Here is a 24,956-nt window from a genome sequence, read left to right on the forward strand (position 1 = left end):
ATTATCAAAAATGGGGTACATTTGAAAATATTGAGTAATAAATTTCTTGACATTTTTCTGGTTCAATGTAACTTTAGGTTTTTTTCATTACTATCATCATTAATAACTTGTCCTGCACATTGTAATTGACGTGATTGGGCAAATACAGATTTGTTACTTTGTAGAACAAGGCAAACTAATAGTAACCCAATTATAACTTTTTTAAATAAATTATTATTTTTCATTAATATTTTTCCTTTCTCTTCTTAATACAAGCATTATACGAAAAGAAAATATTTCATTTTTAACTTATTTCTAACGATTCTTAATTTTTTTAAATCGGGAAACCATTATTAACCATCAGTTAAAAATTTTGACAGATATTTAATAATGAATCAATGGTCTCATTTTAAAATACCTGCTATAATTACTTTTAGATGAAGGATCCTCATCAATAATCAAAAGGAGGAGACTATATGAAGATTAATCATATTATTAGAGAAAAAAGAAAAGAAGCAGGTTTGACTCAAGAGCAGATGGCTGCATATATAGGTGTAAGTACACCGGCAGTAAATAAATGGGAAAAAGGGGTTTCATTTCCAGATATCACTTTATTAGCCCCATTAGCCAGAATTTTAAAAACAGATTTGAATACGCTTTTATGTTTTCACGAGGATTTGACTGAACAGGAAATTGGTCTTTTTCAAAATGAAGTTTATGAATGCATTATAAATAGTGGTTTTGAAAGTGGATTTTGCCTAGCGAAATCAAAGATTGAAGAATATCCAAATAGCGATAAGCTGATATATCAACTTGTGATGTTACTTGAAGGTGCTATGACAATATGCGGAATGCCAGCTGCTGAAAGGAAACAATACGAAGAACCCCTCTACAGTTTATATGAACGAGTTGCAGAAGGTGAAAATTCTGAGCTGCGTGACAATGCCCTTTATATGCTTGCGTCAAAATATATAGGAAATGGTAAGCATGATAAAGCTCAGGAAATCATCGACCATCTACCAAATTATAATGCCCTTGATAAACGAATTTTACAGGCAAGGCTATGGACGGAAAAAGGGCAATCCAAAAAAGCACTAGAAATTTATGAAAAAATGTTATTATTGTCTGTTACAAATGTATGGAATTATATGATCAGCCTTATTGAAATTGAAATTGAAAAGCAAAATACAGCACATGTTACTGAGATTACAGTGCTTTGTAGTGAATATGCAAATGTTATTGGACTTCCTGCGTATTACAATTTAATTCCTTTACTTTTAGATGCAGCATCAAGGCAAAATGTAGAAGACACTTTGAACATGTTAGAAAAAGTTATAACATGTTGTAATATTAAATTCAATTATACTAATACCATTTTATTTAGGGATATTCCTTTTAAAGGAGAAGGTGATGAAATATTTTCGATACTTCCAGGTATTTTATCTGAATTGAAAACTAGTCCATTATTTTCATTTATAAGAGATAATGATAAATTTAATGAATTAATACAGAACAATTAGAATTGAAGATAAATATTAAATAAACTTTAAAATAAGGAGATAAACACGTATATGAATAAAATAGATATACTATTTGCAGATTGGGATGAAGCGCTAATATGGTCCGCTTTGCAAGGATATATGGGAAATATAATTTCTAATAATGATAAAAACCCAGATTCAGCAATGATTGACATAGGAGATTTCTGCTTCTTCGCCGGTAAACCAGACCCAAATTTATTCAACTCAATTAATGGTTCAAAATTACTAATTCCTAGAGATAAGTATTGGGAGACATTAATAGAAAATTATTATGGAGAACGAGTAAGCAAAACATTACGCTATGCAATTAAAAAAGAACCAAATGTTTTTAACAAGGAAAAGTTGGCTACCTATATAAAAACAATTGATAATAGTTTTGAAATCAGATTATTTGAGCAAGAAATTTTTGAAATGGCGCGAAGTGAAGCTTGGTCAACCGATTTATGTTCACAATTTAAGAATTATTTAGATTATAAAGAAAAAGCTGTCGGAGCAGTAATTTTGCATCAAGGAAAACTAGTGTCAGGAGCTTCAACTTACGCAGTTTATAATAGTGGTATAGAAATTGAAATAGATACCAAGCCCGAATACAGGAGAAAAGGACTTGCAACTGTATGCGGAGCCAAATTAATATTAGAATGTTTAGAAAGAAAAATATATCCAAGTTGGGATGCACACGATTTGCGTTCAGTTGCTCTAGCCGAAAAGTTGGGGTATCATCTAGATAGTGCTTATGTTACATATGAACTATTTGCAATCTAATATTATTGCTATATGGTTCTTCGTTCAGATTGTACTTCCTTTTCTGCGTAACAGATATGTTCCAATTCCTCGAGATCCAATTACAAATATAACAGACCGGAATAAATACGACCTAATATTTATTCCTTCTTTTAGATAAACATACTCCATTAGAAGAAAAAATGCAAAAATTAATATAATTTCTAATATAAATTTTCCAACACATCGAATCCCCTGTTCTTTCCATTCAATTCTCATTTCTAGTACAAACATAATTAAGCAACAAATTATAGAAAGAACAGCAGAAACAACTAACAAAATTCCCACTACAAAAAAAATGAAAAATGGTGGGGATTTTTCTTCCTGAAACACTATTATTAACATCGACAACAAACTTACCATAAAAACAATGTAAATAATTTTTGATATTAATAAAAACGCTTGTTTCATATTTTCCTATCCTCTTTTATCATTATAAATACCACATCTTTTTGCATTATACATCTTATAACCAACGCATATAAAAAAATATGACTTCTACAGAGCTTTCCCAAATCATTGTGTTTTGCATAGTCGTCCTATTATATATTCAGGGACTTCCTGTTCTTTTATTGACAATACGTAAGAGAATTCCTGATGGATTCTTTTTTCTGCATCATTCAATAATTGTTCATCCATAATCGAAAATTTCTTCCCGTTGTCATTTACAGCTTTTTTTCTTTCATGTAAGCAAACGATCATTGCAATAATTTTACTAGTGTTATCACTGTGTAAAATATCTGAATAAGTCACTTTTCTAATGTTATTACTATCTATCCATTCAATATTTTCTTTTAATGATTCAGCTATTACCTGATGTATTTCCACCTTTTTAAGTAGCTTTCGGAATGGACATTTCTGTGTATCCACAGGAACATATATAGTCGATTTGTTACCGTCAATAATCGGATGCAACACATAATAATTTCTCTTTTGCTCTGTAAAATTTTCTTCTCTGATATCCTCAATTTTACATACTCCTGATGTCGAATGCAAAACAAAATCTCCTACTATATACATACATATCCTCCTAAAAAAAAGGAGCTCTCACAATCAGCAAATTAAAGCCCTAAAACCTCAGGGTTTATGTGAAGAGTCCTCTTACATAACAAAGAAATGAAAAGCATTTCCTTTGTTTAATTACCAGTTTTCTATTTTATTTTAACACATTTTTTTGTTTTATGTAAGCAGAATTATATTATTTTGAAATGTATGTTTTATAAATCACTTTCTCTTATTACTTTTTTCTCTCTCTCAAGAACAAGATTTTCTGTTACACTTAAATTATCTACAACTCGTTGAGTTAGATTATCATAGATAATAATGTTAATTCCTTTATTTCCAAGTAATAAATTATTTATACTTTCAGCAGTTATATTTTTTCCCGAAATATCCTCTGTAAGATTTATTCCCTTTTGAATAAGTAATTGATAAAATTTATTATTATATTTATTAATATCCACTTGATTCACATTATAATATACACTGTAGTTCTCATTACTATTAACTATTTCTAATATTTGCTTTACATCTTTCAATTGTGACAATTTATAGCTTTCAATATCTTGATAATATATTTCTAAATCATCTTTCATCTGAGAAAATTCTTCTTCATTTCTATAATCCTTTAATTGATAATTACTTTTTAAATATGTTCCAATTGCATCCGTATATATTTTTACACCTTTACAATTCATATGTCTGCCAGTATCACGGAAACAATCTTTCACATCAATTCCTATTTCCTTATAATTTTTTGCATAATCCAGAAATTTAATGTTATATGGTTTAATTATTTTATTTACTTCATCACTATTAACTTTTTTCCAATTCACATTGGGCGATTTAATTAATACCAGTGATGTATTCGTTTTATTACATAATTCTATAATTTTAATAAAATATTCTTTCGAAAGATTTGTGAATCCTTTAAATTCAACTTCCTCATTATACTTTAAATCATCACAGGAAACGGTATTAAAATGCGGTTGATGCCCTCTATAAGAATAATGTTTATCTCTAAGTGGATAAGTATAATCATCTTTCGAAAGTTCTGTCCACCTTGAGTGATATCTTTTAATGGAAAATATATAATCAGAGATAGCTTTGATATCCATACCTGTAACTATATTCTTTATGAACTCCAACTTATTTATTGATAAAGGAATATTATCAATACTTCTTCTAGCCCTGTCCTCTCTTGGATTTCCGTTATACATCAATCCATATACATCCAGGACAATTACTTTTGGTTTTTTTAACCTTATTGCTTCCTTTGTAAAGCTATATGTTTGAGACATTGTCTGAGATGCTGTTGCAAAATCATAACTACTGATACCATAATCTTCAAACAAAACTAAAGGATTTATATTTTCATACACATTACTGCTTCCAACAAACACAACATCTAGCTCATCTTTATTTTCATAAAATCCGTCAACAATTAAAGTGGCCGGTTCAATATTATTTGAATAGCAATTGATCCATTTTGCTTTAAAAATTTCTGTTATCACTAAAAATAATACCAAAAAAATTCCAAAAAAAGTTACACTTCTTATTACTACATTTTTCATGTCATCACCTCAAAATTGAAAGTATATAAATTGGCTTGCATCGTAACCCAAACCGTATACTCCAAAAATAATAATACTAAATATCGTCAGATAATAAACACTCCATCTGAATACAATATGACAAGATCCAAGTCTTTCTCTAATATCTTGTTTCGCATTAAAATAATCAAAAACAAGCAAGATAATAATTCCAATAATTGCTAAACGGAAATTTTTTTCATCTAATCCTAATTGATACAAAGTACCATCAGTCAAAATCCAAGGATTAAATTCCATGACCATCTCCTTTATTACTTGAATTGCCATAGAGAAATTGTCTGCTCGGAAAAAAATCCACGAAAAACAAATCAATAAGTACGTAGTAATTATTTTTAGTAATATATGTAACTTAGATTCACGATTCACTTTAAATATTGTAGCAGCTTTGTCAAATAAAAACTTTAACTCTTTACCAATGATTTGATACGCTCCATTCATGGCTCCCCACATAACAAAGCTCCAGTCTGCCCCATGCCAAAGACCGCTTACTGCAAAAACAACCATAATATTGAAGTAGCCTTTTAACTTGCTTACACGATTTCCACCTAGTGGAATATACAAATAATCCCGAAACCATGTGGATAGCGAAATATGCCACCTTCTCCAAAACTCTGCTACACTTTTTGAGAAATATGGTTGTTTGAAATTATCCATCAACTTAAATCCCATTACCTGAGCAGCACCGCTTGCAATATCCGAATAGCTTGAAAAATCACAATAAATTTGAAAAGAGAAGAAAATAGTTGCCAGAATTAACACAAGTCCCTTATAATCGTGATAATTGTTATATACTTGATTTACTAAAATCGCAAGGCGGTCTGCTATTATCAGCTTTTTAACAAATCCCCACAGCATTAATAACAAACCATTTTTCACTCTATTATACTCAAAGTAATGTCTTTCGCTTATTTGATGAATCAAATTCTTCGATCTTTCTATCGGACCTGCTACCAGTTGTGGAAAAAAGGATACAAATAAAGCATATTTTAAAAAGTTTTTTTCTGGTTTTAATTCTTCTCTATAAATATCCATTGTATAGCTTAATGCTTGAAATGTATAAAAAGATATTCCCACAGGTAATATAATATCAAATTGAGGATTTAATAATTCAAAATTGAACTTTCTTAGAACTAAATTTATATTTGAAATAAAAAAATCAAAATATTTAAAAAAGAATAAGATGATTAAATTGGAGCTAAAGCAGAACCCAACAAACAATTTCTTTAACTTGACAGCCTTCAATTTATTCGGTACCAAATTAGCTCTACTAATTAATATCCCACTAAGATATGTAATTACTGTTGAAAGTAACATCAAAATCGCATACTTGGGATTCCAACACATGTAATAAAAATAACTTGCAGCTAAAAGCCATATATAACGAATTTTATGCGGTATAACAAAATATATTAAGACCACGATTGGAAAAAATATCAAAAACTCCATTGAATTAAATAACATAACTATCTCCTGAATTTACAAAATATGTATAATACTACCATAATCGACTTTTTTCAGCAAGAAAAAAAGTTCAGTATTATATAATTTCTCGGAGTGTTACATTTTGCAGGCAAATATTTATATTTTTTTATTTTTTTTTACCTTAAATAAATTCATTTCAGATATTATTACACCCAGCAATATACCAAAACAACCTATCACTTTATTAATTGTCAAAGCCTCAACCTTTCCTAAATTATTTGGAACGATTAATGCAAATAATAGTCCAAACACTGGTTCTAAAGCAAATATTAGAGCAGTATGTGTAGGTGATGTAAACTTTTGTACATAAGTTTGTCCGGTAAATGCTAATGCAGTACCCAAAATTCCAACCACAATTATCATAACTATTATATTTGAATTAAATTTTACAAAATCTCCTCCTACAAATACCCAACCCAAACTGCAACATAATGCTGAAAATCCAATTTGAACAATTCCCAATAAAATTGCATCATAGTTTTGAGTAAATTTATCTATAAAAAGTATTTGTAAAGCAATACAAAGTGCACATAAGAAGGTCAGAAATTCTCCAATTCCAAACTTAAAATTTAAGCCTCCTGTCAAAAAAAACATACCGGCTAATGCAAATACTATTCCTACAACTGAAGATCGATTCACTTTCTTCTTAAAAAAGATTGCTGAAAGTATAGGAACTAAAAGTACATTTAAACTAGTTATAAAAGATGAATTTGAAGCTTCTGTATAATAAAGTCCATATACCTGAAAAACTAAAGAAGCACAAAGCATCAGACCAATTAACGATCCATACTTTAGAATATTAAAATTTATGTATTTTAGTTTTTTATGAAATATTATTAGTAAAACTATCAATGCACTTGTAAATCTAAGTGATAATAATTCAAACGTAGACAATGTATCTAGAATATTTTTCATCAAAACAAACGTAGATCCCCAAGTTAAGGTTATAAATATTAGTAATAAATCTGCCATCCTTCTTTTTTGCATAAATAATTATCTCCATTCCGAACCGCTTCGATTACGGCAAAAAATTAATAATAAGTTGTATCCTGCTATGGATGAAATATAGGATAGCTCCCTTTATTGACGCCTAATTCTTTTGCCAAATATCTAATCGCCTCACAATTCTGTGTTTTAATTTTAAAAATTGAACCTTTCTCATATAGCGCCTCTCCTATACAGCCACCAGCACAATTATATTTTACTTCACAATCACTGCATTCCGGATATTTATTACAACCCTGCTTCTACTAATTTGTTGTCGCAATTTGGCTGCATATATTAATGTTAACATACTATTTTGTAGAATCGCAGAAAAGTAATCGCATTTTATTATCTTATTTCACCCAATTCGACTTTTTTGACTTTATTTAAAACTTAAGCTTTGTTAAATTAAAAGTTAGGTAAATATAGAAAACAAGTTTTCTCATTACGTTAACTACGAATAAGAAAACTTGTTTTTGACATTCTTCCATTATACTTATCTTTTAAAATGGTGTTAATGTTTCATTAATTCATCAGGTAATGCGTTGTTTTTTTCATAGGGCCAACCAATTCAATTTCTTCTAAAAGTACTTTAACATATGTCTCATACTATTATATATAAAACAACTCATATCACAAAATATGATTAATAACATCTGCTATCGCACTTTCATCGTTACTCACAGTTGTAACATCTGCGATTTCCTTTAAATCGGGATGTGCATTATGTACCGCAATTCCGACATCAGCATGACTTAACATTTCTATATCATTGTTATAATCGCCCACTGCATATATTGTGTAGTCCTTATCCATAAGCTCCCTTAATCTCATTAACATACTTCCTTTATTTGTCTGGCATGGTAAAAGTTCCATATAAATTCCAGAAGAAAAAACACAGTGTACATCATTCTCCAAATCAAACTTTAGCATTTCGCGTTCCAAGGACTTGAGCATTTTATTTTCACCACAAAACAATATCTTAATCCATGGTTTTTCTATAATATCCTCCATTTTGCAAAATTCACATGGCTGATGTTCCGCAATAAAATCAGGATCTGTATTTTCTTTCACTGATATTACAGAACACTGATCCGGACTAAAAATAAGAATTACGATATCCGGAAACTCTTTCAAACAAAACCGTAAAAACTCAATCAATTTTGTTTTTTCTAATTCGCACAACAACAAAAATTGTTTCGTCTTAAAGTCATATAAAGCACCTCCATTGTAGAGTATACAAGGTATATTCAACTCAATCCCATCCAGAAACATCACGGAATTCATTTGATTTCTACCCGTTGCAATTCCGAATTTTCCCCCTTTTGCTACAAATTCTTTTATTGCATATTTATTTTGTTCAGAAACAATACCATTTGTATTCAATAAAGTTCCATCCATATCGCTTAATAATATTATGTTGTTATAATTCATAACCATTCCCTTTACTTTCTCTTTTTTACAAACCCTGTAGGAGACATTGAAGTATATTTTTTAAATACATTACAAAAATGCTTATAGTCTCCAAATCCTGTCATATCTGATATCTCATAGATCCTATATTTACCAGAATTTAATAATTTAATTGCCTGTTGCACACGATACCCATTTAACAAATATAAAAATGAATGTTTTGTTACTTCTTTAAACTTACGGCTTAAAAAACTGCTGCTTACACCAAGCTCGTCCGAGATCGACTCAACACTAATTCGATCGGCATAGCTTTCTTGGATTTTTTGAATGGCTTTTGCTACATAACCACTCTCAGACTTATCCAGCTGCATATAATAATTAAAGTCGAGACGGCGAGATGCTGAACTCATGTTTTCAGATACAAATTCCTCTTTCCTATGCTTGTTTAGGTCCGATTGGATTGCCTGTATCGTCTCAATTATCTTTTCTTCATTCACTGGTTTTAATAAATATTCGTATGCTTTTAACTGAATGGCTCTTTTGGCGTACTCAAATTCCGCATAACTCGTTAAAAACAGGCTTTTAAATTCTACCTGTTCCATTGCCTGACGAATCATTTCAATCCCATCCATTTTGAGCATCTTAATATCAGTAATTACAATATCCGGTTCTAATTCAATGATCTTTTGCAACCCTTCTTCACCATCTGCTGCCTCTCCAACAACAACGCACCCCATACTCAGCCAGTCTATCGTATACACTAATCCTTTACGTATAATATCTTCATCTTCTACTATGATAATTTTCAACATTGATTTCACCTTGACTTTCTTGAAATTTCACTGGCAATAACACTTTTAAACAAGTTCCACATCCCAATTCACTCTCGATTTGTATACCATATCCTTCCCCATATCGAAGTTGCACTCTGCGATGAATATTGTATAATCCTGAATGATTACTTCTGTTAATGCTTTCGCCAATTATTTTTTGCATTTCTTCTAGGGTTTCGGGTTTCATACCTGCACCATCATCAAAACATTGCAGAATCAATTTATTATCTTCAATGTATCCATTAACTTCAACAAGAAGATGTTCTTTTCCTTCGAACCCATATTTTATCGCATTTTCAATCATTGGTTGAATAATTAGTTTTGGTATTACACATAGCTGTACTTCGGTCGGAATATTTATTATATAATGAAAACGTTGATTAAATCGATATTTTAAGATGCTCATATAGTTTTCCGTATAAATCAAGTCTTCCTTAATGGTTACCTCTTCCTGTGTATTGCTAATGCTGTAACGTAACAAAGTAGATAAATTTAGTACCATTTTGCTAGCAGACTCTGCATCTAATTTACACATAAAGCGAATGTTTTCTAAGGTATTAAACAAAAAATGTGGATTAAACTGTGATTCCAACTGTTTGTTCTGAGAAAAAGAAACCAATCTGCTCATTTCGTTATTTCTTTCAATCTGTTCCTTTAGACTATCTATCATCAGATTATAAGATTCTCCAATAATCTCAAATTCATCATTGCTGGTGATATCAATGTGTGTTTCCAGATTTCCTTCCTTTACTTTCTCCAAGCCTCTAATTATAGTATCTAAGTCCTTTGTCTTCTTAATCGCATGACCTTTCGTACTAATTAAAATCGCAAATACCATCATAGCAAAAACAGCTATCAAGCAATATAAGATGCATTTAAATATTGTAATTTGATTTTTAAGTGGTAAGATTGAATAGATATAAAGCCGGTCACCCAGTATTGAGTTCGAAGTGACATAGAAAATACCCAGGTCATTAACGATAGTACCATGTGATTTCTCCTTGCTGATATCTACACGCTCCATTTCATCATTAAAACTATGGTTATTTGAAATAAAAACCCAGCCATATTCATCTGAAACCACAGTTTCCGAGTCCATTTTGCCAATTGCACTTTCAAATTGCCTGCTGTCAATAACAAAAACTGCATAACCTTTAATCACTCCCTCTCGGACAATTGCCTTTCCAATTAGCAGTTGCATATCTTTCGATATTTCTTCTTCCACCATCTTCAAAGCGATTTGGTCCGGAGTCCGGTTCATAATGAGAAAGATACCCCAATTTTTGTTATATTCTCCATTTAGATATTCCGGTACCTGCTTGGTAGCTGTTATGATAGGATTTAACTCCTGGTCAAATATGTAAAGACTCCCTTTTCGGTCTAGTTCATTCGAAATACTATATATTTTTTGAAATATCTTGACCCGTTCTTGTTTTTCTAAATCTCCCCCCAGTAATTTATTATTGGCCTCTAACTGGTTTAGTATATTACTGTAAGCAGTTACAGTCGTTACCAGGTCTTCTGAAATCGTAGAATTATCATTTTTACTTATCTTTTGGATAGAATAGCGCCAAACTCCCCAAAAAGCGCATAATCCCACCAGCGTAATAAGTACAACAGGAATAATGGCATAAACTAAAAGCATTTTCCTAATATCATCCTTAAAATAACTATGCTTTTCTCTTTTCATACCATTATTCCTCCATCTTAACGCGATTCATTCTGTTTTAAATGCTTATTTCCTTTTTACCACTAATCTTAAAAAATATCAATAACGATATTATTGTGGTCAACGTCAGAATGCTGGCTAAAGCCGCTGCTGTACCATAACTTGCCCGGATAACTTCGGTATAGATTGCAACAGACATGGTCTTGGTATTTCCTGTATATAAGATGACGGAAGCACTTAATTCATTGATTATGGTAATCCAGCTCAGGATAGCACCTGACATTACACCTGGAAGCATCATGACCGCTGTAACTTTAAAGAAAGTTTTAAGTGGTGAATCTCCGAGACTAATTCCTGCCTCTTCCATACTCGGGCTGATCTGATATAAAATAGCCGCACTAGATCGCAATGTATAAGGAAGACGTCTAACTACAAAAGCAATAATCATTATCACAGCTGTTCCGCTCAATAACATTGGTTTTTTATTAAATGCAAGAAGCAGGGTGATACCCAATACAGAACCCGGTATAATATATGGGAACATGGTAATAGAGTCAATTATGTTTGTAAGCCAGCTTTTCTTTCTTGTCGTTATATATGCAATAAACATGGCCAATAAAATAATACTAATAATTGCAATTAATCCAAATTTATAGGTATTAAGAATCGGTTTCCCCAAGTCCCCAAAAATAGACTGATAGCTCTTCAAAGAGAAACCTTTCGCAAACATAGATCCTTTTGTTACTTTAAAGGAAGTGTAAATCACTGTAACTTGTGGAATGATAGATAAAAACACTACTATAAATATACCTATATGTAATAATATATTTTTACCTCCTCGTAAGCGCTTTGCCTGTATTGGCCGAAGAGAACTCATCGTAAAGGATTTCTTATTGACCACATATTTTTGTGCCAGGAACATGATTCCTGTGATAATAACTAAAATTACTGCTAAAGCTGCTGCAAAATTAGCCTTTCCGCCTAGCTCACTGATGAATTCATTATAAATAAGTACAGGCATTACCGTGTAGCCCTCTCCAATTAACATTGGTGTACCAAAGTCTGCAAGAGCATTCATGAACACCAATAAAGATCCAGCCAAAATAGTCGGTGTAATCAGCGGTAAAATAATCGTAGCTACTTTTCGAACTGAACTGCAGCCGAGACTTTCTGCTGCTTCACCCAGTGATGCATCTACTTTTTTCAATGCACCTTTGGTATACAAATAGATGTAAGGATATAACTTCAAGGTCAGGACTAATAAGATACCTCCAAATCCATATACGGAAGGAGTCTCAATTCCAAAAGTACTGGCAAAAAATTTAGTAATCACTCCACTTCTTCCACCTAATACAATCCAAGAATACGCTCCAATAAAAGGAGGTGACAGCATGGAAAGAATAATTAATATATCAATAAGGCCTTTGCATTTCACCTTATAAACTGTGGTAAAATATGCAAGTGGGGCACCGATCCCAACAGCCAGTATCGTGGTACACGTCGTTACTAAAAAACTGTGCCATAAAGTTCTATAATAATATTTCTTCTGAAAAAATTTCAAAAAGTTATTCATTGTAAACGTTTGTGTATCTGCATCTTTAAATCCATTCGCAAATAAAGAAAATAATGGATATACTAGAAACAGTGCAAATACAATTACAATTACTAGCGTAATGACAAACCAAAAATCAACCTTAAAGTGTTTCTTTTTTTCCATAATTAATCACATCCTTTAATCAAACTTTTTTGCCCATCTTCCGTAAAAACATTTATTTTGTACGCATTTGGTTTTAATGATAACATTTCACCTGCTTCATATGTTTTCGTTGACTGGCCCAAATCCTGAGAGTATTCAATGGATGGCTGATTTGGAATTATCATAGAATCGGAAAAATCCAATTCATAATTGGTATGTTTCCCAAGAAAGGTGCGATTTTTAATCTTTACTTTCAGACCATCATTAGCAATCGAGAATTCTTCCGGACGAACGGAAATGATTACTTTCATACCCGCCTTACAATCCTGACTCAAATTGTCTAGTAAAATTTTATATCCGTTTGTAAATTCTACATAAGTACTATTACTGTCTCTTCCAACTTTTCCATAGAATAAGTTAGAATGGCCAATGAAGGTTGATACAAAGACATTATTTGGCCTTGCATAGATTTCTTCAGGGGTACCCACTTGCTGAATCACCCCTTGATTCATAACAGCAATTCGATCGGAGATTGCAAGTGCTTCTTCCTGATCATGCGTTACATAGACTGTTGTGATACCAACTTTTTTTTGTGCATCACGAATCGCACTTCTCATTTCCACTCGTAACTTTGCATCTAAATTGGAAAGTGGTTCATCCATTAAAAGTACACTTGGATGAATTACAATCGCTCTGGCCAAAGCAACTCTTTGCTGCTGACCACCTGATAATTTTTCGGGTAGACGATCCTGGTAATCACTAATTTTTACGGTTTCTAATATTTCATCAACTTTTTTCTTCATCTCAGCTTTGGGAATTTTTCTTATCTTCAGTCCATATTCAACATTCTGGCGTACTGTTAAGTGTGGGAATATAGCATAATTCTGAAAAACCATTCCAATATTTCTCTTATGTGCAGAGATATTGTTAATTATCATATCATCAAATTTTATTTCTCCACCTTCAATACTGTTAAAACCAGCAATCATACGTAGCAGTGTTGTTTTACCGCAACCAGAAGGTCCTAAAAGGGTAAAGAATTCTCCGTTTTTGATCTGCACAGATAAATTTGGAATAATGGTCAATTCTCCATACTTTTTAACTACATTTCCAATATTTATAGAATTACTCATAGTCAATTTCTCCTTTTTTGTGTCATTGCATCGGGGGATTTTTTTAAGAGTTCAGGCCCACAACAGAGTTGTGGGCCTGCCCCTAATTCTGTTTACTCTAAGTATCTAAGAGAATGAATTAATAGCTGGTAAAAATATCATTAAATTTCCCTAACCATTCTTCTTTCTTTTCATTCACAACTGTTTCTTCATCTGTAATGATGTTCATTTTTTCTTTTGGTAATAAATAGCTTGGGGTTGCTACGTCAGTTCTTACAGAACGGCGATTTAATTGTTCTACAATAATAGTCTGTGCTTCTTTTCCAGTAACAAAATCAATGAATTTTTTTGCATTTTCCATATTTTTTGCACCTTTAATAATATAAACACCATCTGGTTTGGAGATAACACCTTCTTTCATGTAGATCAATTTAACCGGAGCACCATCTGCAACATATTTAGCCCCACCTTCTTCAAAGGTCAAACCTACTGTATATTCTCCATCTGCTACACCCTTGTAAACTGCTGAAGATCCACTAAGTAATTTTCCACCTAAATTCTCACAAAACTTATTAACAAAATCCCATCCTGCTTCCGGATCACCTTTCCCCATTGCATAGAGCATATTGATTAGATGTTCATACGAAGATGAAGATTTGGAAGGATCACAGTGTGCAATTTTTCCCTTTAATTCAGGATTCAATAAATCTTCATACCCATTGATCTCAATATCTCCGATCAGATCTGTATTCACCATAATAACACTTGGTATATCTGTAAATCTGGTAAGACTGCCTTCTACATTCTTCATGTTTTCCTGTACAAATTTTTCATTCACTGACTGATATGCTTCAAATAAATCTGCCTGAGGTTTCATTGTAGAAATGGAACCTCCCCAGAAGATATCCCCCAAAGGATTGCTTTGTTCTGATTCTACTCTTTTCAAAAGTTCACCGGTGCCTGCTGCAATAACTTCAACTTTGATACCTGTCTGTGATTCAAATTCACTTACCAACGGATTAATGAATTCCAATGGATGTGGACAATATATGACAAGATCATCTGTAGCTTTTTTCGTTTTTTCCGCCCCTTCTGTTTCTTTTGTTGTTTCAGATGTTTTTGCTTCTTTCGTTTCTTCTTTTTTGCTGCCACAGGCTGCAAGCGACATCGCCATACATAGTACCAAACAGATTGATATAAGTTTTTTCATTTAAAATCCTCCCTTTTGCTTTTTGTTTTTTGTTTGTATGGTAATTTTATCTTGTATTCTTGGTTTTATAAACCTATATTTAGACATTTTTATCGCAAAAAATGAACTAATGCAATATATTTTATGCATTAGTTACATATAATTCACTTTTTATGCATCATAATTTGCAAAAATATAGAATTAGTAAAAACATTATGCGTAGTTAAAATGTTGGAAAGATTACAATTAAAATAAAGTAGAGCCAATAGGCTTTGTGTCGAAATTTATAAGTATTATATAATGTCAAAGCCCAAACACCTACATTTTCTTCAAATTATAAGCGTTTTAAATATAATAAAAAAAGTTTTCTCATTCCGTAAATTACAGGATAAGAAAACTTTGTTTCTGTCACATTCTTCTAATACCCTCTGAAAAGGATAAATAATCTCAGAAAGTGAGATACATAACTTTTATAATTGTCTTAATGTATTATTAATTCATCTGGGAATGCATTATTCTTCATAAGTGACCACATTTGATCAATATATAACAACGTATAAAAATGCTCAAAATAATGATAATAATAAGACCCTTTTGTAGTCATAGAATACCTTTCATTCTCTTTTTTTATGAAACCAAACATTCTTGCAATTAACAATTCCAATCCATAATATTTAAGAAGCTTCTTGTTAAAAAATTTATTAAAATCTCCCTCATATAATTTCATGGTATAAAAAGTCCAAAATAAATAATATACCATGCGCTGTCTAAGAGTAAATTTTATAGCCAAAGAAGTTGGTAAAGTTTTTCCGCTGATCCTTTCTATATATTCATTTACATCAAAAGTATTAATTTTAAACTGCTCTTTTAAAAGAGTCGTTGCAGAACATCCAAAACCCAAAAAGTTTTCTCGTGTCATCGAAGAATATCGTGCTTTCCCATTTTTTGAAAAAGTCCAGATCGAATCCCTCTCATAACCCTTTTCATTACAGTATGAAACAATTTTAAAAAGAAGTCTTTTTTTATCCTGATTACTCATTAAAGAAAATGTATGACTAGTAAATGAAAAATCTATGAATGGATAAATGGCAACATGATTTGCTTGATTGTTAAATGCTATTTCAATATCCTTCTTTATATGTTCAAACGTCTGTCCTGGCAATGCAAAAATAAAGTCCATTGAAACCGTTTCAAATGCAACTTCTTTTAATGCCTGAAACATACTTTCATATTCTACACTGCTTCTTCCAAGTAATTCTAAAAATTCTGATTGAAAAGATTGAATTCCAATACTTATTTTAGTAATTCCTGATGCTTTTAACGTCTTTAAGTTTTCCACTGTAACGTCATTTGGATGAAGTTCTAAGCCAATACCTTCTGTTATAATGAAATTTTCTTTTATTTTAGTAACTATCAGTCTTATGTCTTCTATGAGAAGCGCTGGTGTTCCCCCACCAAAATATAAGCTTGTAACCTCTTTTTTCTCCTTTTTTCTCATATGTCCAACCATTTCAATTTCTTTTAATAGTGCCTTAACATATAATTTTGCATCATCCTTATTATATACTACTTTACAATAGGGACAAAACGTACATATTTTCCTACAGAAAGGAATATGTACATACAACCCTAGATTATCTGTATCTTCATATTCAAGTACGCTGTCATATGTATTAGAAAAGTAAAACGGTTTAAATGAACGAGTAAGCCATATTCTAGCAAATGAAGTAAGTTTACTCATTTGTTAATCCTTTCAGTATTTATATTTTCTTTTATAAAGATTACTTTTTTGTATTATATTATTTTACATAATTTCTCTTCTTTCTGGAATAATCACTGCTGCTATGATATACGCTAAAACTCCACTACCACCTGCAAAACAAAAAATTACCCATGCCAATCGTACTAACGTAGGATCGATAGCAAAATATTCTCCTATTCCTCCACATACTCCTAAAATTTTTTTATTTGTATCTGATTTGTATAATCTTTTATCCATTTTTTAATTCCTTTCCATACTACAATTTTATAATAATTATAGTCAAATGAGAGGTATCCTTTAGTCCCAACTTTTTTCATTTGTTGGTTACATTTTCCACCATCTTTAGTTATTTTGTTTTATACTCAAATTATAACCTAAAAGAAAAGATAATAGAAGGCGAAATTGTCGAATTTTATCGACAATTTCTTTTTAGATTATTATAAAAAATTTTAGTATCTTCAGTACAAAAGACATCAACTTATTCTTTCATTAAAGTAAAATTATTATCCGAACCAGATGAAATATCTAATTCTTTTCCTTGGTTTTTCAACTCATAAGAAAATGTAGTAGAGCCACTTGTTCCTGTTAGTTTTATTGTTTTGTCATTAATGCTATAACTCTGAATGGAAATTAATTCAAGTGTTCCATCTTTCGAAAATACATATTTTACATTATTTTTATCGTCAACATATATTCCATCAAATGTATCTTTTCCTAATATACCATCGTTCCCACTTTTATAAATTACATAATTGTTACTATTTTTTACCTCACTGCCCTCATAGATGTCTAATTTATATTTATTATCAGATTGTTCAACTATATATTGAGTTTTCATATTATGATCTTTTTCATTTTCTAAATTCAAAAATTTAATTTGACCATCTGACATTAGATTATATTTGTAATAAGTGCACATTTGTAAAGTATCATCTTCAAAAATCAATTTATCAATACCTGTCATAGAAGAGTCCTTGAATACATATGTTCCTTCAAGTTCATCTCTCGTTTTGTTTACATCCCCACACCCCCCTATAAAAAGTAATGTAAACGTAATTAACAAACTTATAATTCTTCTTTTCATAATTATCCCCCTTGTTATCAATTATATTTTCCACAGACAGATTTCTATTTGCCAAATCTTGACTATAGTATAACCTAATTTTTCCAGGCTAACAACCGATACTAACTACCAAATATCTGATTTTTTCTTAGATTCTTTGCTACTTTCCATCCTTTTTCATCAATCATTACATCTTTCCTTTTAAAAATGGAATAACAATTTCTGATACCGATGTAATTACATGGACTCCTTCATCTATTTTTAAGGTCACCTGAGGTAATAACTCACCTAATCTCTCTGATGCTTTTACAGAATCCATTGTCACATCATTTGTTCCCGCTATATATAATACAGGCATTGTTAGTGCTTTCATTTGTGCGTCAGAAAGAATAGAAAGTGATGCCGTTATTGGATTGAAATTTTTCATTACAAGCATCATAAATTCCATAACTTCCTTCGGTAATGCTACATCTCCCAAAACTTCAGCAGAAACAATATCTGCAGCTTCAGTACTTTTTTCTATTAGCTCGACCTGATCAATAAAATTTTCTTTTGGTGGTACGATACCTGATGGTGCCATTAATACCAGTACCTTCATTCGTTCTGGATACTCTGCTGCAAAGTTTAGGGCTATCCATCCCCCCATTGAGTTCCCAACCAATATTACTTTATCCAATCCAAGAAGTTCGATAACTTCTTTTAGCCATTCTGTATATTCGTTTGAATCTACATTCAAACGAATATCTTCACTATTTCCCGGTTCACCTGGAATGTCAACTGCAAATACATGATAATGTTCTGAAAGAGCCATTATATCGCCTAACCAAGCAGAACTATTACTGCAAGATCCATGAATCAGAAGCATATTTTCTTTCCCTTCGTTTCCTGATTCTAGAATAAATGTTTTTCCATATGAAGTCTCAATATTTCTTTGTAACAAAGGAAAATTATTTAAAATATTGTTATAATATTCTCTGATCTTCTCTTTGCCTTTTTCAGATTTAAAAACACTTGACCTTTTCATAATAAATCCTCCTTTGTCTGATTTACAAATACTTCAATAAAGCTAAAAATAGCTGACATAAAATTTGCATTTCCCCATAATGTTATTCGAAGCACCTTGTCCATTTCTAAAAATTGTGCATGTAACGACGCCTGACCGTATTCAACTGGTTTTACATTCATCGCTGCCGTAAGAGAATTACTTATTCTATTTGCTTCTTCTTTATTTATGACAGTGATATCAATTACCGAAGATGCCCTTACACGATTTTCTATTAAATCTTCTGAATTCATGCTGTATACTGAAACATTATTTTCTGTAAAACAACTTAAATCGTGACCAGAAACTCTCCAACTTTTTCCTATTTTTGTTGCACGCAGCTTCCCTTCTCTAATATATCTTTGTATCGTTTTTGGATGTATGTTCAACATTTTTGCTATTTGGTCAACTGTATAAAATTCTCTTTCCATTATTAACTCCTTTTTATATTTCTTATTATTTCTTATTATCACTTACGAATACATATTAAGTCATATTAGGTAATATGTCAAGTATTAAAATAAAATTATTCAACAAATTCCCTATGTAAAGTGAAATTTTAATTCCACATTTACAACCCTATATTTACCATAATTGATTTCTACTCATGCACTAGTTTTTATCATTGTTATATATCTGTCAGGAAGGATCCCGTGAATAAAAGCAAATATATTATTCCAAATTTAGACATATTTATCGCAAAAATGGTTCTTCTGTGTCTGCAAAGTATTTTTCATTACTTTTTATATGTGTCCCCATGTGATAGAATACAAATGTAAACAAAATACATGTAGAATAATGATATAACAACTGGCAGAAAATCAAATATTCTAAAAATATGCGAGGAATATCCAAGAAATACTAAGACAATTTTGCAGTCACAATACTTTTCCAGTCACAATACTATAATTATTAAAAATAGGAATAGGAAATCCCGCAAATAGTACATTTTCGTGATGTAAAACACTTTTTACATGCTGCTTTTCAATAATGTAAAAGCCATTTGATAGCATCTTTCTCTTGAATACACTATGATGAACACAGGTCAAGAGAAACAAAACAGAAAGGAGGTCTCCCTTGGAACTTCATACCCAAATAAAGAAGTACCGAACCAACATGAACTTATCACAAGAAGAACTTGCCGAAAAAATTTATGTCACTCGACAAACTATTTCCAATTGGGAGAACAATAAAAATTACCCAGACATTCATAGTCTTCTTTTACTAAGTTCATTATTCAACACATCTCTTGATCAATTGATAAAAGGAGATATAAAAGTTATGAAAGAAGAAATAAATAAAGGTGAACTTCAAAAATTTAATCGTAACGGTACTATATTCACCTTACTATTAGTGTTATTAATGATGTCGACTGTTCCACTGGCTGTATTTTTAGGTTATTTCGGCTTATTTATTACAGCTATAATTTTTGTAATAACAATGTATTATGCGAACGAAATTGAGAAGTATAAAAAGAATAATGATATTCAGACATTTAAGGAAATTTTATCTTTTACTGAAGGTAAAAGGTTAGATGAAATTTAAAAAGCTCAAGAATACGGAAAACGTCCATACCAAAAGGTATTGTCTGTTTTTGTATGTGGGCTCATTACATTTATAGTTTGCATGATATTCGTTTGGTTATTGAAATCATTTATCTTTTAAACAAAATTAGCCCTTTGATTCTACAATGCTTCTTACAATTAGATCAAAGTAGAGTCAAACGGCACATTTTACAGCATATCTTAATAAGCATATCACACCACCCACTGCTGCAACTAGCAGGGAAGGTGAATACCATATTGCCAAAGTCAGATAATTATAATGCAAAGCATAAGGAAATACTGCAATCAGGATGGCTAATAACAAAGAAATAGAAGCTTTAACAATAGCATATGTTCTTATCCTATTCTTTTTTTCCCATAAGATAATTCCTACATAAAGTTCAACGAAACATAATATTGTACAAAATAAGTCAACTAGTGAAGTTTCATCCACAAAAAATCCAATCTTTATATTTTCACCATGTAGAATCCGGTATATTCCATCAGCTGTCACTGCAGCTGCCGAACCAGAAATGTTTGTCAATGCAAATACTGCTTTTGTTTCATCTCTATCAATAATTACATGGGAGGAAAAATTTGGATTGTTTCCTGTGTGAAAGAAATAAGAATGATATAAATTCCAACCTGCCCAGTAATGTTTTCCACTCTTTATTGGATATAAATGAGATTCCATAATAGCATTTTTTATTTTTTCTAATGATTCAGTCATATTTATTTCAAATAATCCTGACTGAGCTTTCATCCATATCATTAAATCTTTAGTGTTTGAAACTAAATAACCAGCTGCCGTGTTCCCATAAAAAGTAGGTGCCTCATATTTTTCTGCTACTTGGAACGCATAATGATATCCTTGTGCTAACTGACTTTTTTTTGAATTATCGACTCTAAAATAACTATTATACATACCTAACGGTTCTAATATACTCTTTTCTATGTATTCTTCGTATGTAGTATTTGTTACTCTTTCAATAATAAGTGCTAGTACATCATAGTTAATTGTCGCATAATTATAAACCTTTCCTGGATGATTATCCAGTTTCATATCCTTAATCATGCTAATAGTCTCTTCTAATAATCCATCATCATTTATTGTCCCTATAGGAAGATTGGCTATAGTCCATGCAGGAATCCCACTTGTATGGCAAAGTAATTGTTCTATCGTCATTTCCACAGTTCCACCATTAAAACTAGGTGCAAACCATGGTATATATTTGCTAACACTATCGTTTCGGTCTAACATTCCATCTTGCTCAAGTAAGAGAATCCCCAACGCTGTAAATGCTTTTGTAGTGGAGCCTAATTCGTACTTTGTTTCACTTGTTGCTTTTGTTTTTGTATCTTTATTCTCATAACCGGCATTAATATAATATTCCTGTTCATCATTCAAAACAGCTACAGACATTCCAGGTGTATCTGCTACTTTACACATTTTTGTGACATAGTCATTTATTTGATTGAAGCCATACTCTTTTCCATCATAATGTTTTATCACATAACCCATAAAATACAAACAAATAATTACAATAATTGTACTTTTCACTATTATCACGAATCTCTTCATCTACATGTTTCTCTTCCTATTTAATCCTTTTTAATCTGAACTTGTATAATTTAATCTTGCCTTCTTGATACTCTTCTATTATCTCAAACCCACACTTGTGAGTATAAAATCCTACATTTTCTATTTTATCAACAGGTGTATCCAAAACTAACTCTTTCCAATCTGGCAATGTTTCTTTTAAAAACTGTATGGCTTTAAAACCTATTCCTAATCCTTGATATTCTGGTATAATGCACAGACAACCTATATGATATACTTCTTCACTTTCTTTAACAGCAGATATTGCTCCAACTGGCTGTTTATCTGCAAATATTGTATACTTCAAGTTGCGTGATATTGACTGACGCATATTTTCTACTGTATGCCCATATCCCGGACATACACCAAACCGAACATAATCTGCATAAAATGCTTCATTGTATATTCTTACAAGTTCTTCTGCTTCTTCAACAATTGATTTTTTAAACTTAATACTCATAATTTTTTAGCTAAAACCTTTCTTGAACATGATAATTATTTTCTCATAAGTGATCTTGTAATTTTGGTTAAAAAATTAACTTATTTATACTTTAATACACTAATTAAATCACCATAAGTATTAAATAAAACTATTGTTTCAGAATTATTAGAGTCATACCTTACGGCATAAAGAGTATTGATTCTCTATCAAAACCACCCTGATAGAAAACAATATTTAAATATGAGCCTAAAATAGACTTTATATTCCACTCCTCATTTAATAATACTTCAAAATTATCCAAATTACCATTATTATATACATATAAATTTTGTAAGCTATTCGTATCTTTAATATTGCTAACCATAATTAACATAGTTATTTTATTTCACTTAAATAAAAATTTTTACTTCTAAGAGTAACCGTCAATATAACATTAATAAAAGTTTTGATCACAATGAATTTTGCTTCAAAACATTTAACATTTTATAAATTCAAACGATATACATAATAATTAAATAAAATATACCTGGAAATAAAGTTGCCGGAAAACCTTTGTACCATATTTTATTTTTGATAATCGATATTAATAGAATATTTATTAATTGACCTACAAGAATCAAACAAAATATATTTCCAAAAACATTCACACCAAAAATATGTAAAGAAAATACTGACATAGCGCTGTAAAAGTACAAATCTCCCACTCCAATAATTGGTTGAAGTCCCGGTTTACCTGGTACTGGCAAGCAGATACTTAGACGTGCCAAAGTATTATTGTTATTAATTAACTTTGCATTTGGTGTTTTTTTCCCTGCTTTTGTAAAACTAAACAAATCCATTACTACGATTATTATAACCACTGTAATAAAGCTGTCGACAGATTTTATAAATACGGTAACAAGAAGATATGCGAAAGAAACGGATGCCAAACTATTTAAAATATTATGTAGATATAATAATTTTCTACTGATCGGTTTAGTCCAAAGTACAACAATTCCAACTAAAACCGCTAAAAGTATTATGAAAATAGCAGGCAAAATCAATTTGTTTAGCAAATACGCTAGAATACAGCTTATAGCAGTCATTGCTAGCATATATCCATACTCCCATGCTAATTCTTTTTTGACTTTTTTATCTATTTTGCTCATTTCCCTATCCCTCAGTTTCTTTTTACTCCATCTCAATATCCGATTCTTCAAGTGAAAGATTCATAGGCTTTTCTGGAAGTTCACTGCTTAAATCTACATCTGTTGTCTCAACACTCTTATCGACAATCTCAATATCTACGTGATCCATCCAAATTGTTCCTTTCCCATTAAGTAGAATACCAATATTAATAATATTACTACATTCTGGTATATCTAAAACGACAGAATAATAATTCCAATCATTTGTTCCTTTTACAGGACGATTCTGCATATTGTCTAATTTCAGTATATTTGCTGTGGCATCATTTATTCTCATCCAAAGGCCACACCACGTGTCCACTTCCTGGGTCTTAATGAATGCTGAAAAACGAATTCTTTTTCCTATATAAGTACATGCTTTAAACTGTTGCATTACAGTCATATAGTCCTCATTATTAATATTTATACTTTCTCCCTTTATACGTACAGAACGAGTTCCTTTATGAAAAATAATATAATCAAATTCCACATTGTATTCACTCGGTACTGTACCCGTTACAATCCATCCAGGAATTATATTTTTTTCCATGGTATATACCTCCTCTTCAAAATGTATTAAATTACTCATTACATTACGATATCTTCCCGGTGAAAGACTATACTCTTTCTTAAACGCCCTGGTAAATGCTTCCTGTGAATCAAACTGATACATTAGTGCAATATCAAATATATTTTGGTTTGTAAACAATAATTGTTTTGCTGCCCTAGCCATCCTGCGACTTTGAATATACTCAAATAATCTACTTCCAGTCTCATGTTTAAAGATTCTAATAAAATGATATTTAGAAAATCCCGCTATTCCCGCCAATTCATCTACAGAGAGTTTCTTTCCAAGGTTAGTTTCAATATATAAAATAGTTTTTTGTATACGATACGAATAATTCAAATTTTCTACTCCTTTATTAGATAAATTCATTATAGCATAACTTAAAAATTTTTTTTGATTGATATTGCTGTTCTTAAAAAAACTTGCATCTTCCTTAAACTTATCAACGAATATTATAAGTGAAATTTTTAATGGTTATG

At 31.0% G+C, this 24,956-nt stretch carries 24 protein-coding genes; 3 read left to right on the plus strand and 21 right to left on the minus strand.

Going from position 1 to position 24,956, the window contains the following annotated elements:
- Positions 1 to 455 precede the first annotated feature (455 nt).
- Positions 456 to 1,499 carry a helix-turn-helix domain-containing protein gene (locus DWV06_RS10495; RefSeq protein WP_115482145.1) on the plus strand — a complete coding sequence of 348 codons (1,044 nt, stop codon included), beginning with the start codon at positions 456 to 458 and terminating at the stop codon, positions 1,497 to 1,499.
- Positions 1,500 to 1,550: 51 nt separating this feature from the next.
- The gene (locus DWV06_RS10500; RefSeq protein ID WP_115482146.1) at positions 1,551 to 2,282 is read left to right on the plus strand and encodes a GNAT family N-acetyltransferase; all 732 of its coding nucleotides are present in this window, start codon (positions 1,551 to 1,553) and stop codon (positions 2,280 to 2,282) included.
- Between the two features lie 24 nt (positions 2,283 to 2,306).
- On the opposite strand, the gene DWV06_RS10505 is transcribed toward DWV06_RS10500, so the two are convergent.
- The 16 genes from DWV06_RS10505 to DWV06_RS10580 all read right to left on the minus strand — a co-directional run bounded on the left by DWV06_RS10505 (position 2,307) and on the right by DWV06_RS10580 (position 19,588).
- On the minus strand, positions 2,307 to 2,711 hold the full coding sequence (locus DWV06_RS10505) for a hypothetical protein (RefSeq protein WP_115482147.1): 405 nt from the start codon (positions 2,709 to 2,711) through the stop codon (positions 2,307 to 2,309).
- Positions 2,712 to 2,816: 105 nt separating this feature from the next.
- The gene (locus DWV06_RS10510; protein WP_115482148.1) at positions 2,817 to 3,320 is read right to left on the minus strand and encodes a CarD family transcriptional regulator; all 504 of its coding nucleotides are present in this window, start codon (positions 3,318 to 3,320) and stop codon (positions 2,817 to 2,819) included.
- A gap of 197 nt (positions 3,321 to 3,517) precedes the next feature.
- Positions 3,518 to 4,873 (minus strand): hypothetical protein, encoded by a 1,356-nt coding sequence (locus tag DWV06_RS10515; protein WP_115482149.1) that lies wholly within the window; start codon positions 4,871 to 4,873, stop codon positions 3,518 to 3,520.
- 9 nt (positions 4,874 to 4,882) lie between these two features.
- Entirely contained in the window at positions 4,883 to 6,373 is a 1,491-nt protein-coding gene (locus DWV06_RS10520; RefSeq protein ID WP_115482150.1) for an MBOAT family O-acyltransferase, read from the minus strand.
- Between the two features lie 117 nt (positions 6,374 to 6,490).
- Entirely contained in the window at positions 6,491 to 7,381 is an 891-nt protein-coding gene (locus tag DWV06_RS10525) for a DMT family transporter (RefSeq protein ID WP_115482151.1), read from the minus strand.
- Positions 7,382 to 8,011: 630 nt separating this feature from the next.
- Positions 8,012 to 8,812 carry a Cof-type HAD-IIB family hydrolase gene (locus tag DWV06_RS10530; protein WP_162300616.1) on the minus strand — a complete coding sequence of 267 codons (801 nt, stop codon included), beginning with the start codon at positions 8,810 to 8,812 and terminating at the stop codon, positions 8,012 to 8,014.
- Positions 8,813 to 8,823: 11 nt separating this feature from the next.
- Complete coding sequence (locus tag DWV06_RS10535) at positions 8,824 to 9,603, minus strand: response regulator transcription factor (protein WP_115482153.1); 780 nt, start codon at positions 9,601 to 9,603, stop codon at positions 8,824 to 8,826.
- A complete protein-coding gene (locus DWV06_RS10540; protein ID WP_115482154.1) occupies positions 9,575 to 11,314 on the minus strand; it encodes a sensor histidine kinase in 1,740 nt (579 codons plus the stop codon). Before DWV06_RS10540 ends, DWV06_RS10535 begins: the two co-directional genes overlap by 29 nt.
- A 37-nt stretch (positions 11,315 to 11,351) precedes the next feature.
- Positions 11,352 to 13,010: an ABC transporter permease gene (locus DWV06_RS10545; RefSeq protein ID WP_115482155.1), complete on the minus strand. Its 1,659-nt coding sequence runs from the start codon at positions 13,008 to 13,010 to the stop codon at positions 11,352 to 11,354.
- Between the two features lie 2 nt (positions 13,011 to 13,012).
- Positions 13,013 to 14,122, minus strand: coding sequence for an ABC transporter ATP-binding protein (locus DWV06_RS10550; RefSeq protein ID WP_115482156.1), 1,110 nt, complete (start codon positions 14,120 to 14,122; stop codon positions 13,013 to 13,015).
- Between the two features lie 118 nt (positions 14,123 to 14,240).
- Entirely contained in the window at positions 14,241 to 15,311 is a 1,071-nt protein-coding gene (locus tag DWV06_RS10555) for an ABC transporter substrate-binding protein (RefSeq protein ID WP_115482157.1), read from the minus strand.
- A gap of 460 nt (positions 15,312 to 15,771) precedes the next feature.
- A complete protein-coding gene (locus DWV06_RS10560; protein ID WP_115482158.1) occupies positions 15,772 to 17,031 on the minus strand; it encodes a coproporphyrinogen-III oxidase family protein in 1,260 nt (419 codons plus the stop codon).
- Between the two features lie 63 nt (positions 17,032 to 17,094).
- A complete protein-coding gene (locus tag DWV06_RS10565; RefSeq protein ID WP_115482159.1) occupies positions 17,095 to 17,289 on the minus strand; it encodes a PspC domain-containing protein in 195 nt (64 codons plus the stop codon).
- A 241-nt stretch (positions 17,290 to 17,530) separates the two neighbouring features.
- Entirely contained in the window at positions 17,531 to 18,136 is a 606-nt protein-coding gene (locus DWV06_RS10570) for a hypothetical protein (RefSeq protein ID WP_115482160.1), read from the minus strand.
- 166 nt (positions 18,137 to 18,302) lie between these two features.
- A complete protein-coding gene (locus tag DWV06_RS10575; protein WP_115482161.1) occupies positions 18,303 to 19,139 on the minus strand; it encodes an alpha/beta fold hydrolase in 837 nt (278 codons plus the stop codon).
- Positions 19,136 to 19,588 (minus strand): helix-turn-helix domain-containing protein, encoded by a 453-nt coding sequence (locus DWV06_RS10580; RefSeq protein ID WP_115482162.1) that lies wholly within the window; start codon positions 19,586 to 19,588, stop codon positions 19,136 to 19,138. The genes DWV06_RS10575 and DWV06_RS10580 overlap by 4 nt, the downstream gene beginning before the upstream one ends.
- A 646-nt stretch (positions 19,589 to 20,234) precedes the next feature.
- Between DWV06_RS10580 and DWV06_RS10585 the strand changes: the two genes are divergently transcribed.
- Complete coding sequence (locus DWV06_RS10585; protein ID WP_328587643.1) at positions 20,235 to 20,702, plus strand: helix-turn-helix domain-containing protein; 468 nt, start codon at positions 20,235 to 20,237, stop codon at positions 20,700 to 20,702.
- 174 nt (positions 20,703 to 20,876) lie between these two features.
- On the opposite strand, the gene DWV06_RS10590 is transcribed toward DWV06_RS10585, so the two are convergent.
- The 5 genes from DWV06_RS10590 to DWV06_RS10610 all read right to left on the minus strand — a co-directional run bounded on the left by DWV06_RS10590 (position 20,877) and on the right by DWV06_RS10610 (position 24,816).
- Positions 20,877 to 22,283, minus strand: coding sequence for a serine hydrolase domain-containing protein (locus DWV06_RS10590; protein ID WP_115482163.1), 1,407 nt, complete (start codon positions 22,281 to 22,283; stop codon positions 20,877 to 20,879).
- 16 nt (positions 22,284 to 22,299) lie between these two features.
- Complete coding sequence (locus DWV06_RS10595; RefSeq protein WP_115482164.1) at positions 22,300 to 22,761, minus strand: GNAT family N-acetyltransferase; 462 nt, start codon at positions 22,759 to 22,761, stop codon at positions 22,300 to 22,302.
- A 160-nt stretch (positions 22,762 to 22,921) separates the two neighbouring features.
- Entirely contained in the window at positions 22,922 to 23,116 is a 195-nt protein-coding gene (locus DWV06_RS10600; protein WP_115482165.1) for a hypothetical protein, read from the minus strand.
- A gap of 118 nt (positions 23,117 to 23,234) precedes the next feature.
- Complete coding sequence (locus tag DWV06_RS10605; protein WP_115482166.1) at positions 23,235 to 23,891, minus strand: hypothetical protein; 657 nt, start codon at positions 23,889 to 23,891, stop codon at positions 23,235 to 23,237.
- 22 nt (positions 23,892 to 23,913) lie between these two features.
- On the minus strand, positions 23,914 to 24,816 hold the full coding sequence (locus tag DWV06_RS10610) for a helix-turn-helix domain-containing protein (protein WP_193726017.1): 903 nt from the start codon (positions 24,814 to 24,816) through the stop codon (positions 23,914 to 23,916).
- Between the last annotated feature and the right edge of the window lie 140 nt (positions 24,817 to 24,956).

The sequence above is a fragment of the Anaerosacchariphilus polymeriproducens genome, from assembly GCF_003363435.1.
Taxonomy (GTDB): Bacteria; Bacillota; Clostridia; order Lachnospirales; family Lachnospiraceae; genus Anaerosacchariphilus; species Anaerosacchariphilus polymeriproducens.

What these genes read in the sequence shown, in the direction of transcription:
- DWV06_RS10495 (WP_115482145.1), top strand. Translation starts at nt 456, where the DNA reads ATGAAGATTAATCATATTATTAGAGAAAAAAGAAAAGAAGCAGGTTTG.
- DWV06_RS10500 (WP_115482146.1), top strand. Translation starts at nt 1,551, where the DNA reads ATGAATAAAATAGATATACTATTTGCAGATTGGGATGAAGCGCTAATA.
- DWV06_RS10505 (WP_115482147.1), bottom strand. Translation starts at nt 2,711, where the DNA reads ATGAAACAAGCGTTTTTATTAATATCAAAAATTATTTACATTGTTTTT.
- DWV06_RS10510 (WP_115482148.1), bottom strand. Translation starts at nt 3,320, where the DNA reads ATGTATATAGTAGGAGATTTTGTTTTGCATTCGACATCAGGAGTATGT.
- DWV06_RS10515 (WP_115482149.1), bottom strand. Translation starts at nt 4,873, where the DNA reads ATGAAAAATGTAGTAATAAGAAGTGTAACTTTTTTTGGAATTTTTTTG.
- DWV06_RS10520 (WP_115482150.1), bottom strand. Translation starts at nt 6,373, where the DNA reads ATGTTATTTAATTCAATGGAGTTTTTGATATTTTTTCCAATCGTGGTC.
- DWV06_RS10525 (WP_115482151.1), bottom strand. Translation starts at nt 7,381, where the DNA reads ATGCAAAAAAGAAGGATGGCAGATTTATTACTAATATTTATAACCTTA.
- DWV06_RS10530 (WP_162300616.1), bottom strand. Translation starts at nt 8,812, where the DNA reads ATGAATTATAACAACATAATATTATTAAGCGATATGGATGGAACTTTA.
- DWV06_RS10535 (WP_115482153.1), bottom strand. Translation starts at nt 9,603, where the DNA reads ATGTTGAAAATTATCATAGTAGAAGATGAAGATATTATACGTAAAGGA.
- DWV06_RS10540 (WP_115482154.1), bottom strand. Translation starts at nt 11,314, where the DNA reads ATGAAAAGAGAAAAGCATAGTTATTTTAAGGATGATATTAGGAAAATG.
- DWV06_RS10545 (WP_115482155.1), bottom strand. Translation starts at nt 13,010, where the DNA reads ATGGAAAAAAAGAAACACTTTAAGGTTGATTTTTGGTTTGTCATTACG.
- DWV06_RS10550 (WP_115482156.1), bottom strand. Translation starts at nt 14,122, where the DNA reads ATGAGTAATTCTATAAATATTGGAAATGTAGTTAAAAAGTATGGAGAA.
- DWV06_RS10555 (WP_115482157.1), bottom strand. Translation starts at nt 15,311, where the DNA reads ATGAAAAAACTTATATCAATCTGTTTGGTACTATGTATGGCGATGTCG.
- DWV06_RS10560 (WP_115482158.1), bottom strand. Translation starts at nt 17,031, where the DNA reads ATGAGTAAACTTACTTCATTTGCTAGAATATGGCTTACTCGTTCATTT.
- DWV06_RS10565 (WP_115482159.1), bottom strand. Translation starts at nt 17,289, where the DNA reads ATGGATAAAAGATTATACAAATCAGATACAAATAAAAAAATTTTAGGA.
- DWV06_RS10570 (WP_115482160.1), bottom strand. Translation starts at nt 18,136, where the DNA reads ATGAAAAGAAGAATTATAAGTTTGTTAATTACGTTTACATTACTTTTT.
- DWV06_RS10575 (WP_115482161.1), bottom strand. Translation starts at nt 19,139, where the DNA reads ATGAAAAGGTCAAGTGTTTTTAAATCTGAAAAAGGCAAAGAGAAGATC.
- DWV06_RS10580 (WP_115482162.1), bottom strand. Translation starts at nt 19,588, where the DNA reads ATGGAAAGAGAATTTTATACAGTTGACCAAATAGCAAAAATGTTGAAC.
- DWV06_RS10590 (WP_115482163.1), bottom strand. Translation starts at nt 22,283, where the DNA reads ATGAAGAGATTCGTGATAATAGTGAAAAGTACAATTATTGTAATTATT.
- DWV06_RS10595 (WP_115482164.1), bottom strand. Translation starts at nt 22,761, where the DNA reads ATGAGTATTAAGTTTAAAAAATCAATTGTTGAAGAAGCAGAAGAACTT.
- DWV06_RS10600 (WP_115482165.1), bottom strand. Translation starts at nt 23,116, where the DNA reads ATGTTAATTATGGTTAGCAATATTAAAGATACGAATAGCTTACAAAAT.
- DWV06_RS10605 (WP_115482166.1), bottom strand. Translation starts at nt 23,891, where the DNA reads ATGAGCAAAATAGATAAAAAAGTCAAAAAAGAATTAGCATGGGAGTAT.